A 10,263-nucleotide genomic window follows, 5' to 3' on the forward strand; every position below is an offset into this window, starting at 1 on the left:
GTTTCGGTGATCTCGAAGCCGATGCCCGAATGCGGCGCCCCGGTTTCTTCTATGACGCTGTCGACGAAGTCCCAAAGCTGCGGATCGCTCAGCGTCTGCGCCGACAGATTGAAGCCAAGCGTCAGCGCCCCCGAACGCAAGGCGGCACCATGCCGCGACAGCGCGGTGCGGATGATCCAGCGGTCGAGCCGCGACGCGATGCCGAACCGCTCGGCCACCGGAATGAACTCGCCGGGTGGCACCAGCCGGCCGTTGCGTGCGGCGAGCCTGGCCAAGACTTCGACATGACGGCTTTCCTGCCAGGGACGGCCCAGAAGATGGATTTCCTGGCCAAACAGCTTCAGCCTGCCGTCTTCCATGGCATCGACGGTATCGGCGACGATGCGCGCCGCGTTGAGGCCACCCGAACCCGATGCCGTATCGGTGGAGAAGACGGCAAATCGGTTTCGCCCGGCGGCCTTGGCCGCATAGCAGGCGTCGTCGGCACAGGCCAGCGCGTCGGCCACCGTCGTGTCGGCGTCATCGACGAAAGCGATACCGATCGAGGCCGCCAGCTTGCGCGACGTGGCCGTCGATCCAAGTTCGGCATCGCGAACCGCGGCAAGTACCGCGTCGGCCAGCCGCCCGGCCTGCGCCGCATCGCAATTGGGCATCAGCAGCGCGAACTCGTCACCGCCCAGGCGCGCGGCATGCGCCGTCGCGGGAAGGCAGCCCAGAATGCCTTGCGCAACGCTTTTCAGTGCCAGGTCGCCGGCCGCGTGGCCGGCAAAATCGTTGAGCGCCTTGAAGTAGTCGAGATCGACATAGAACACGGAAAGCGGCAGCAACTGCGCGGCCGCGATATGATCGGCCAGCAGCCGGTCGAACGCGGCGCGGTTCAAGAGACCGGTGAGCGCGTCATGGCGGGCCGCATAGGCAAGCTCCTGCTCGCGCTGCTTGTCTTCGGTGATATCGCGCACCGTGCCCAGGATCTGCCCCGCCAGCCGGCGGTCCCGGATTTGCGGGTCGGCGATGAAACGCAGCAGGGATTCTATGTGCCGGACCTCTCCGTCGCGCCGCACGATGCGGTATTGCACGGCGGTGACCTTGTCCGTTTCGAGCGGCACCAGATGCGCGCGCGACGCGGCCTCCTTGTCGTCCGGATGCAGATAGCCGAACCAGTGGTCGCGCTCGACTTCGGCGGTGTCGGAGACGAGCCCGAAAATCTCCCTGGTGCGTTGGTCCCAATAACTTTTGCCGCCCGCGAGGTCGTGGTGCCAGATGCCGGTGCCGCTGGCGGCGAGCGCCAGGCGAAACCGCACATTGACCTGCTCGAGTTCGGCCTCGGCGGCCTTCTGCTTGGAGATGTCGGTCTGCACACCCATCAGCCTGAGCGGCTTTCCCATCGCGTCGCGCTCGACGACGCCGCCGCGATCGAGCACCCATACCCAATGTCCCTGCTTGTGCTTCAGCCGCAATTCGGTCTCGATGGCGTCGGTCAGGCCGGCAATGTGGCGGTCGCCGCTGGCCAGCGCCCGCTCGCGGTCGTCGGGATGGGTCAGTTGCAGCCAAAGGTCGCTGGTGTTGGCCAATTCGCTCTCATCGTAGCCTAGCATCCGCGCCCAGGTCGCGGAATAAAAGCAGTCGCCGGTCACAAGATCCCAGTCCCAGACGCCAAGATGCGCGCGCTCCAGGGCTTTTGCCCAGAACGTTCCATTGCGACTTTTCTTACCCTGACGCGCCATCGTCTGCTTCGCCTGCTCCACCGCGGCGCAATCTGCGGCAAAACCAGAGAAGAAACAGTTACCGCGCGGGCGGAGTGTCGACGTCTGATTGGGAGCCCCTGTTCATCAAGGCCGTACCGAACTACTCCAGGCAGCCGTCAATTTCCCCAGGTCGACGACACGACATTGCCCGCCGTCACGCCGGACAGTCTTTCGCGCTTCTCGAGCCTCGGCTTTTCATAGGTCTTCTTCATTGCCATCGCCTTCTCCCGTGGCCATCCGATTTCCAGGGTCTAGCTGAGGCGGGGCAGCCATGCTTGGGCTCAGCGGAACGGGTTCCGGCCCAGGCGGCCCTGCCCGGCGCCGAACCCGCCTTTTCGATTGGCCGGCAGGAACCGGAGTTTTGTGTCTGGCGGATCGTCCTACTGCTGCCCAGGTCAGCGGCGCAAGCCGGTGACCCCTGGATCATCGGCGGCGCCGATGATCCCATGCACGACAACAACAAGGACCTTCCAATGACCAAGCAAGAAGACAACAAGGCCGTCGTCGTCAGATGGTTCACCCACTTCTGGGGTGAACGTTGCGATCTGTCGGTCGTCGACGAGATCGCGGCACCCGACATGCTGCTGAAATATTCGCTGCACGAGCCGCGCCGCGGCCGCGACGACATCAAGGCCTTCATGGCCGACTTCCGCGCCGCCTTCCCGGACCTCAACTTCTGGGCCACCGCCGACCTGATTGCCGAGGGCGACTATGTCGTCGGCCAGTGGGAGGGCGGCGGCACGCATACCGGCCCAGCCTTCGGCGACTTCCTCGTCGGTTCGCTGCCGGCCGCCACCGGCCGCACCATGCGCTTCACCGGCACCACGGTGCTGAAGGTGGTTGACGGCAGGATCGTCGAGGAAATCGGCCTCGATGACGGCGTCACCGCCCTCACCCAGCTCGGTCTGATCAAGACCGCCTGAGGCGATCAGGCAAAACGATCGTTCGGGCCAGGCGGCGTCAATGCCGCCTGGCCTCATTGCTTATTGGCTCGGCGCCATTGCGTGCTCGCATGACACTTTCGGATTCATGTCGGCGAACGTGCCTGTCGGGTTCCCTTTCCAGGCCCAGACATGCAGCTCGTAGAATTCACCCAGGCCATAGCGGTTGGGGGCGCTGTTGAAATTGAACAGCTGGCCGTCCAACGATGCCGGTCCTTTCGAAGTGATGTACTCGACCGCCACCAGCTTCAGCGTGCCATCGGCCATCGGCTCGTACATCACAGCTTCGGGACGGGCGATGTCGATCTTGTCGTCCTTCAGATACTGGCCGTTGACATAGTGGATGCCCATGGCGCCGCCGGTGATGCCGCTGGCACAAGGAATAGGCGCATAGCCCTCTGATACCGCTGCCTTGACGTCGACAAACCGGCTGTTGACAGCCCGCACCTTGTCGGCCAGCGGGCCGGAGGCAGCTTCAGCCGGCTCCTGATGCGCCTGCGCGAGGGTGGTGCAGATTGCCAGCATGGTCCCCGCCATAAGAAGTCCGCTGCGAAAGTTTGATATCATCTTCATTCCATTCTTCTTGAAAAAGCACAGCTGGCCGGCCGCCGAAAATACGGAGGCCCGGCAGGCAAGCGCTGTGGCTGTTGTTGCTTGGAGATCCCGAAATTGATGTAACGGCTACCGAAAAGGATCATCCCTTCGGCAGATACGGGATCGTTCCGGCCAGATCGGTGTTGTCGATCATCTGGAAACGGCTGTCGCTGCCGTCCTGACGGGCCGAGACGAAGGGCGCGTAGGCAGGATCGGTGGTGAAGGCGCGCGCCGCCGCTTCCGACGGGAACGCCATCAGCGCGATCAGCGTGGTATCGAGCGGCTTGCCTTCAAGCGTTTTCACATTGCCGCTGCGCGACAGATATCTGCCGCCATGCTTGTGGACGAGATCGTGCACCGAGGCGGCGTAAGCCGGCACCCACTGCGGGTCGTTTATCTTGATGTCTGCGATAACGTAGGCGGTCATGGTGGTCTCCTGGTTGCGGTGCACAGGCGTATCCCGTGCAACCGGCCAAAAGGCTCGCATGGCAGGACCCTCGCCAACCAGTCCGCGATCTGTACCGGGGCAGTACAGTTTCCGTACTGGCCGCTTCATTCATGAAGGCCTAATATTCGGTCAGGTTTGAGGGAGAGGCACCAATCATGAGCCAGCACGGATACAAACAATTCTGTCCGCTATCGATGGCCGCTGAGGTGCTGTGCACCCGCTGGACCATGGTGCTGATGCGTGAACTGGTGGCCGGCTCGACCCGCTTCAATGATCTTCGCCGCGGCGTCCCCAAAATGTCGCCGACCCTTCTGTCGCAACGGCTGAAGGAACTTGAGATCGCCGGGATCGTCGAGCGCAAGGAAGTGCCGGGCGAAAAAGGCATCTTCGAATATCGGCTGACGGAAGCCGGCCGGGATTTGCGTCCTGTCGTCGAGGCAATGGGCTTCTGGGGGCAGAAATGGGTCGAATCCCGGCTGTCGCTGAAGAACCTCGATCCGTCGTTGCTGATGTGGGACATGCGGCGCAATCTAAACCCCTCGCCGCTGCCTGAAGGGCGCACGGTGATACAATTCCTGTATCAGGATCTCCCGGCGTCCAAACGGTCGTGGTGGCTGATCGTCGAGAAGCACGGTGAGGTCGATCTGTGCTGGTACGATCCGGGCTTCGATGTCGATCTCTACGTCTCGACCGACCTGCACACGATGACGGCGATCTGGATGGGAGTGCTGACCGTCGAGAAGGCCGGCGCCAGGGTTGCCCTGACCGGCGACCAGGCCATCGGCAGGAAGATGCAGACCTGGCTCGGCCTCAGCCCGTTCGCGGTGGAGCCCAAACGCGCGGCTTAGGAGAATCGGTGCATGTTAGGCGCGCCTGCGGCCCCTGTCATTTGCAAGGTGATAGGGTTGCACGAGGACTTCGGCGGGAATTTTCCATTCCTTGTTCAGTTTGAAGACCATATCCAGGGTGAGTGCGCGCTTTTTGTTCAACACCTCGGTCGCCCGGGGTGATGATCCGATCACCTCGGCCAGCGCCTTCCGCGACAGGTTGAACAGTTCCATGTGCGAATGAATGGCTTCAACGGGATCCGGTGCTTCAATCGGGTAGTGCTTATCCTCATAAGCCTCGATCAGGGTTGCGAGAACGTCGAACCGGTCACCATCGAGAGAGCCGACCTCCGGCTCATTTTCGAAATATTTAGTGATTTCGGCGATCGCCCAATCGTAATCGGCTTCGGTCTTAATGGGTCGAATGTTTTCCATCACACCTTCTCCGGATCAATCTTGTCATACTCTTTGTGCGTGCCGACGAATTTGATCAGAACGCGGTGAAACTTGTAGGCGACGTGGACAATCAAACGATACTTGTTGCCGCTAATGTCGAAAATGATGCGATTGTCACCTACGAAATCAACTGTCGCTCCAAACGCATACTTGACGTCAGCCGGGGTCTTCCAATCAGCATTCCCGACAGCCACATACCAAGCCGTCAAAGGAGCTTCGGCCTGATTGTGTTTTGCCCAAAAATCCTTCAGCGCCTTCTTGGCAATTATCTGCATGACCTGATATAGCAAATTCCCAAATTGGGAACAAGAGGATTTTCCCAAATTGGGAAAGGCAAGTGAGGTTCTCCAGGCACTTGTCAGGAAACGGGTGGCGGGGCCGGCTTGTGGTGGCTTCAATGCGGTCATGTTCATCACCCTGGCCAAGAATCTGAAGTCCGCGCCGCTGCAAATCACCGACGATCCGCGCTGGGCGCGCATCGTCGCGCGCGACAAATCCGCTGACGGCGCATTCTGGTATTCGGTGGCGACGACGGGCGTCTATTGCCGGCCTTCCTGTCCGTCTCGGCGCGCCAATCCGAAAAATGTGCAGTTGCACGACACGCTGGACCAGGCCAGGGCGACCGGTTTTCGCCCGTGCCGGCGCTGCGATCCACATGGCCCGTCGCTCGAGGCCGGCAACGCGGCGATGGTCGCCGCTGCCTGCCGCAGGATCGAGCAGAGCGAGGAAGAACCCTCGCTCGCTGAATTGGCTGATGCCGCCGGCCGCAGCGCCGGTTATTTCCACCGCATCTTCAAGGCGGTCACCGGATTGACGCCGAAGGACTATGCCGCCGCACACCGCGCCGCCAGGGTCCGCCAGGGCCTGGAAGACGGCACCAGCGTGACGGCTGCGATCTACGATGCCGGTTTCAATTCGAGCGGGCGTTTCTATGAGAAATCCATTGGTATGCTCGGCATGACGCCGACGCGCTATCGCGCCGGCGGCTCCCATGAAGAGATCCGCTTCGCCGTTGGCGAGACCTCGCTCGGCACCATCCTGGTCGCGTCCAGCCAAAAGGGCGTCGCCTCGATCCTGCTCGGCGACGATCCCGACGCGCTGGTGCGCGACCTGCAGGACCGTTTCCCCAGGGCACGGCTGATCGGTGGCGACCGCGACTACGAGGCGCTGGTCGCCCGCGTCGTCGGTTTCGTCGAGGCTCCGGCGCTCGGCCTCGACCTGCCGCTCGACGTCCGCGGCACGGCGTTCCAGCAGCGCGTCTGGCAGGCCTTGCGCGCCATCCCCGCCGGCCAAACGGTTTCCTATGCCGAGATCGCGCATCGCATAGGCGCACCTAAGGCGGCCCGCGCCATCGCCGCCGCCTGCGCCGCCAACAATCTTGCCGTCGCCATTCCCTGCCACCGCGTCATCCGCAAGGACGGCGCACTTTCCGGCTACGCCTGGGGCGCGGAGCGCAAGCGCGCGCTGCTCGACCGCGAGGCAGCGTCCGACAATGCCAACCGGTCGGTACGGGCCTGACGAGGACCGGCAATGCGCGCGATGGCAAGGTCTCCCACCACCGATGCGAACATCCAGACCCAAGCTGCCGGCAGCCGCCGCGCCCCTGACGCGAAATCATGGGTGATGACCGCCATCGGCCAGATGGTCGATGATGGCAAAGCCGAATGGAGCCGCACCGCAACCGGCGAGGTTGAGTTGCGCCTGTCATCAGGCGAAGTGTTCGTGCTGGGCGAAATTTCCGTCACCCGTGTCGCATGACGTCCTCAGGCGAAGTGCCAATGATCCAAATCAGCGCTCTACGGCGCCGTAGAGCACCTGCCTTGGAGATTCGAATTTGAAAGCAAGCATCGGAGTGAGCGCCAATCAGCACGTGGCTAGGGTTCAGGCACAGACAAAGGAGTGAAGGCAATGAACCTCGTACAAACCAATATTCCGGCGACGGTCACCAAGCTCGCCGCCCTCGATATCATAACCTACGCCATCGGCGAATCCCCGATCGGTAAAATCCTGGCGGCACGCAGCGCTATCGGCGTCTGCGCCATCCTGATCGGCTCGGACGCCGACACACTGGAGCGGGATCTTGGCCATCGCTTCCCGGGCAAGCTACTGGTCGAAGACGGGGCCACCTTGCGCGACGATCTCGCGGCAATCGCGCGCTTCATCGAAATGCCTGGCGTCGGCCTCGACCTGCCGCTCGACCTGCGCCGCGGCACGCCATTCCAGCAGCGCGTGTGGGAGGCGCTCCGAGGCATCCCGTGCGGCGCCACCATCACCTACGCCGCGCTGGCCCAGCGCCTCGGCCAGCCGGACGGCGCCCGTGCCGTGGCGACGGCCTGTGCGGCCAACGCGATTGCGCTGGGCATTCCCTGCCACCGTGTTGTCCGCGCCGACGGCACGCTGTCGGGCTACCGCTGGGGCGTCGAGCGCAAGCGCGCTCTGATCGACAAGGAGGCTACGATATGAATGCCCATGCCAGGGTTGCCGCATCGGCGGTTGAAGCTGCTCGGACGCGTGTCGCGGGTTACGACTGGCCCGCCCTTGCCGCCGAACTCGACGGTTTCGGCTGCGCGGTGATCGAGAAATTGCTCTCGCCCGAAGAATGCCGGGAGATCGCCGGCCTCTATCCCAAAGAAGAGCATTTCCGCAGCCACATCCATATGGCCAGGCACGGCTTCGGCAAGGGTGAGTACCGCTATTTCCGCTATCCCTTGCCGGACCTGCTCGGCGGCCTGCGCAGCGCGCTCTATCCCAGGCTGGCCGAGGTCGCCAATCGGTGGAACGAGCGGATGGGGCAGGCTATGCGTTATCCCGCGACGCATGCCGCGTTTCTCGATCAGTGTCATGCCGCCGGCCAGACGCGGCCGACGCCGCTGCTGCTGCAATATGTGCCTGGCGACTTCAACTGCCTGCACCAGGATCTCTATGGCGACCTCGCCTTTCCGCTGCAGGTGGCGATCCTGCTCTCCGAGCCGGGCCAGGATTTCACCGGCGGTGAGTTCGCGCTGACCGAGCAGCGGCCGCGCATGCAGAGCCGGGTCGAGGTGGTGCCGCTGCGCCAGGGCGACGCCGTTGTCTTTGCCGTCCACAACCGGCCGGTGCAGGGCACCAAAGGCAATTACCGCGTCAACCTGCGTCATGGCGTCAGCCGGCTGCGCTCAGGCATGCGCCACACGGTCGGGATTATTTTTCACGATGCGAAGTGAGCAGGGAGAAGATGGAGGTCCCCCTCACCCCGCCGGTGCATAGCGACTGACCACCATGCCACAGTCATAGGTCTTCGAGCCGAGCAGCCGCAGGTTTCTAAAACCGCCCTGATCAAAAATCCGGCGGCCCGCACCCAGCACCGCCGGGTTGATGAAAAGCTGAAACTCGTCGACCAGCCCGGCCGCAATCAGCGCCGACGCGAAACCGGCGCCGCCGAACACGGCCATGTCGCCGCCCTCGCCCGCTTTCAGCGCATTGACTTCGCGCGGCAGGTCGCCGCTGGCCACGCTCGTGCGCTCCCAGGCCGGCTCCCCGGCCGATTGCTTGAGCTTATCACTGAGCACCACCTTGCGGGCGTCGACGATGCGTTGCGCAAAGGCGTAGAACGGATCGTGCGGAAACTTCTTGGCGGCATTGCCCCAATGGGTGAGATAGCCCTCCTGCGCCATCTTGCGGCTGAGCAGGATGGTATCGACGCCTGTGAAGACAGCGTTGAAGTCCTGCTTCAGCTCATCGTCCCAGGCGCTCTCGTCACCCCACTCCCAGAGCTGCCAGGAATGGTCCTCGGTGGCGCCGACAAAGCCGTCGACCGACATCTGCATCTGCAGGACCAGCTTTTTCACCGTCATTCTCCTCACGGCTATCGCAAAACAGTTTACATTTGGAACTGTTGACGCAAGGCCAAAACGATGTCAATAGTAAAGTGATTTAGAAATGGAACCATAGATGGCGACGCGCGAAAAATCCGACTGCCCGATCAACCTGTCGCTCGAACTCATCGGCGACCGCTGGACGCTGCTCATCATCCGCGACATGGTCTTCGCCGGGAAAAAGCACTTTCGCGAATTCCTGCAATCCGACGAAGGCATCTCCTCGCGCACGCTGGCCGAGCGACTGCAAACGCTTCAGGACGAAGGCATCCTCACCAGAAGCGACGACCCGACGCATGGCTTGAGAACGGTCTACCGGCTGACCGAAGCAGGCATCGACCTATTGCCGGTGCTGGCGACGCTCGGCGCCTGGGGCAGCAGGCACCGCAAGGCCGACGAGAGATTGGCCAGGATTGCCAACCAGTTGGCGGCAGGCGGCGAAGCAGCGCTGGAAAAGATGAAAGCGGCGCTGCGAACGGAGCATAGTGTCTAGGCGGTTGCGTTCAAGCCGAACCGGCATGGCTGTTGCCGCACCCAATCGCTCTTCGCTTGACAACCATCCATCTTTGTTCTTTATTTGTTCTATTCTATCAGCAACTGCGGATGTGCGGTCGATGGAAACGCCAGCCACCATCCTGCATGCCGATCTCGACGCTTTCTACGCCTCTGTCGAGCAGTTGCTCGATCCGCCGCTGCGCGGCAAGCCGATCGCGGTGGGCGGCGGCGTCGTGCTCGCCGCTTCCTATGAGGCGCGCGCCTTCGGCGTGCGTGGCGGCATGCCGGGGCGCAAGGCGCGCGAACTCTGCCCGCATTTGATCTTCGTCGGCGGCAATTTCAGCCATTACCAGCGGCTGGGCGATGCGGCGATCAAGGTGCTCGACGATTTTACGCCTGTGGTCGAGCGCATTTCCATCGACGAGGCGTTTGCCGACGTCGCCGGCTGCACGCATCTGTTCGGCTCGCCGCAGGAGATCGCGACAACCATCCGCCGCCGCGTACGGGCCGAACTCGGCCTGCCGATCTCGATCGGCGTGGCGCGCACCAAGCATCTGGCCAAGATCGCCTCGCAGGTCGCCAAACCCGACGGGCTGGTGGTCGTCGAACCCGGCACCGAACTCGCCTTCCTGCATGATCTGCCGGTTGGACTGATGTGGGGCGTCGGCCCGGCGACCAGGGCGCGGCTGGCCGAGATCGGCGTCGAGACCATCGGTCAACTGGCCAGGACGCATGGCGGCGCGCTGACGCGCCTGCTCGGTCCCGCCGCCGGCGAAAAGCTCGCCGCCCTGTCCTGGAACCGCGACCCGCGAAAGCTGGAGACGAAGCGCCGCGCGCATTCGGCCGGCGCCCAATCGGCGCTTGGCCAGAAGCCGGCTATGGCACGGGTCATCGTGCCGACAC

Annotated in this window: 14 protein-coding genes and 1 pseudogene; 8 read left to right on the plus strand and 7 right to left on the minus strand. The window is 63.1% G+C overall.

Annotated elements, in window-relative coordinates; translation table 11 throughout:
- Both ENZ75_RS09390 and ENZ75_RS09395 read right to left on the minus strand, forming a co-directional pair.
- A partial coding sequence (locus ENZ75_RS09390) for a diguanylate cyclase (RefSeq protein ID WP_128278048.1) occupies positions 1–1,724 on the minus strand: 1,724 nt, incomplete at its 3' end.
- A 137-nt stretch (positions 1,725–1,861) separates the two neighbouring features.
- Positions 1,862–1,957: a putative RiPP precursor gene (locus ENZ75_RS09395; protein ID WP_164745933.1), complete on the minus strand. Its 96-nt coding sequence runs from the start codon at positions 1,955–1,957 to the stop codon at positions 1,862–1,864.
- A 261-nt stretch (positions 1,958–2,218) separates the two neighbouring features.
- Here ENZ75_RS09395 and ENZ75_RS09400 point away from each other — a divergent pair, with 261 nt between their 5' ends.
- Entirely contained in the window at positions 2,219–2,668 is a 450-nt protein-coding gene (locus ENZ75_RS09400; protein ID WP_063170282.1) for an ester cyclase, read from the plus strand.
- A 60-nt stretch (positions 2,669–2,728) separates the two neighbouring features.
- Here the strand turns inward: ENZ75_RS09400 and ENZ75_RS09405 are convergent, their stop codons facing one another.
- Entirely contained in the window at positions 2,729–3,259 is a 531-nt protein-coding gene (locus tag ENZ75_RS09405; protein ID WP_181172688.1) for a hypothetical protein, read from the minus strand.
- Between the two features lie 121 nt (positions 3,260–3,380).
- Complete coding sequence (locus tag ENZ75_RS09410; protein WP_013530739.1) at positions 3,381–3,707, minus strand: DUF1330 domain-containing protein; 327 nt, start codon at positions 3,705–3,707, stop codon at positions 3,381–3,383.
- Between the two features lie 176 nt (positions 3,708–3,883).
- Here ENZ75_RS09410 and ENZ75_RS09415 point away from each other — a divergent pair, with 176 nt between their 5' ends.
- Entirely contained in the window at positions 3,884–4,576 is a 693-nt protein-coding gene (locus tag ENZ75_RS09415; protein ID WP_024501641.1) for a helix-turn-helix domain-containing protein, read from the plus strand.
- Between the two features lie 15 nt (positions 4,577–4,591).
- On the opposite strand, the gene ENZ75_RS09420 is transcribed toward ENZ75_RS09415, so the two are convergent.
- Together ENZ75_RS09420 and ENZ75_RS09425 are read right to left on the minus strand one after the other, a co-directional pair.
- Positions 4,592–4,990: a type II toxin-antitoxin system HigA family antitoxin gene (locus tag ENZ75_RS09420; protein WP_024501642.1), complete on the minus strand. Its 399-nt coding sequence runs from the start codon at positions 4,988–4,990 to the stop codon at positions 4,592–4,594.
- A complete protein-coding gene (locus ENZ75_RS09425; RefSeq protein WP_063170283.1) occupies positions 4,990–5,286 on the minus strand; it encodes a type II toxin-antitoxin system HigB family toxin in 297 nt (98 codons plus the stop codon). The genes ENZ75_RS09420 and ENZ75_RS09425 overlap by 1 nt, the downstream gene beginning before the upstream one ends.
- A 130-nt stretch (positions 5,287–5,416) precedes the next feature.
- Here ENZ75_RS09425 and ada point away from each other — a divergent pair, with 130 nt between their 5' ends.
- From ada to ENZ75_RS09445, 4 genes are all read left to right on the plus strand, one after another.
- A complete protein-coding gene (ada, locus tag ENZ75_RS09430; RefSeq protein ID WP_063170284.1) occupies positions 5,417–6,529 on the plus strand; it encodes a bifunctional DNA-binding transcriptional regulator/O6-methylguanine-DNA methyltransferase Ada in 1,113 nt (370 codons plus the stop codon).
- A gap of 12 nt (positions 6,530–6,541) precedes the next feature.
- Positions 6,542–6,769 carry a hypothetical protein gene (locus ENZ75_RS09435; protein WP_013530734.1) on the plus strand — a complete coding sequence of 76 codons (228 nt, stop codon included), beginning with the start codon at positions 6,542–6,544 and terminating at the stop codon, positions 6,767–6,769.
- A 150-nt stretch (positions 6,770–6,919) separates the two neighbouring features.
- Positions 6,920–7,474, plus strand: coding sequence for a methylated-DNA--[protein]-cysteine S-methyltransferase (locus ENZ75_RS09440; RefSeq protein ID WP_063168577.1), 555 nt, complete (start codon positions 6,920–6,922; stop codon positions 7,472–7,474).
- A complete protein-coding gene (locus ENZ75_RS09445) occupies positions 7,471–8,214 on the plus strand; it encodes a 2OG-Fe(II) oxygenase (RefSeq protein WP_063168578.1) in 744 nt (247 codons plus the stop codon). The genes ENZ75_RS09440 and ENZ75_RS09445 overlap by 4 nt, the downstream gene beginning before the upstream one ends.
- A 24-nt stretch (positions 8,215–8,238) precedes the next feature.
- Here the strand turns inward: ENZ75_RS09445 and ENZ75_RS09450 are convergent, their stop codons facing one another.
- Complete coding sequence (locus ENZ75_RS09450) at positions 8,239–8,838, minus strand: dihydrofolate reductase family protein (RefSeq protein ID WP_013530731.1); 600 nt, start codon at positions 8,836–8,838, stop codon at positions 8,239–8,241.
- A gap of 103 nt (positions 8,839–8,941) precedes the next feature.
- Here ENZ75_RS09450 and ENZ75_RS09455 point away from each other — a divergent pair, with 103 nt between their 5' ends.
- Both ENZ75_RS09455 and ENZ75_RS09460 read left to right on the plus strand, forming a co-directional pair.
- Positions 8,942–9,358, plus strand: coding sequence for a helix-turn-helix domain-containing protein (locus ENZ75_RS09455; RefSeq protein ID WP_024501648.1), 417 nt, complete (start codon positions 8,942–8,944; stop codon positions 9,356–9,358).
- A gap of 121 nt (positions 9,359–9,479) precedes the next feature.
- A pseudogene (locus ENZ75_RS09460) lies at positions 9,480–10,263 on the plus strand (DNA polymerase IV); the annotation flags it as partial.

Source organism: Mesorhizobium sp. M7A.F.Ca.CA.002.04.1.1 (assembly GCF_004022805.1).
GTDB lineage: Bacteria > Pseudomonadota > Alphaproteobacteria > Rhizobiales > Rhizobiaceae > Mesorhizobium > Mesorhizobium ciceri.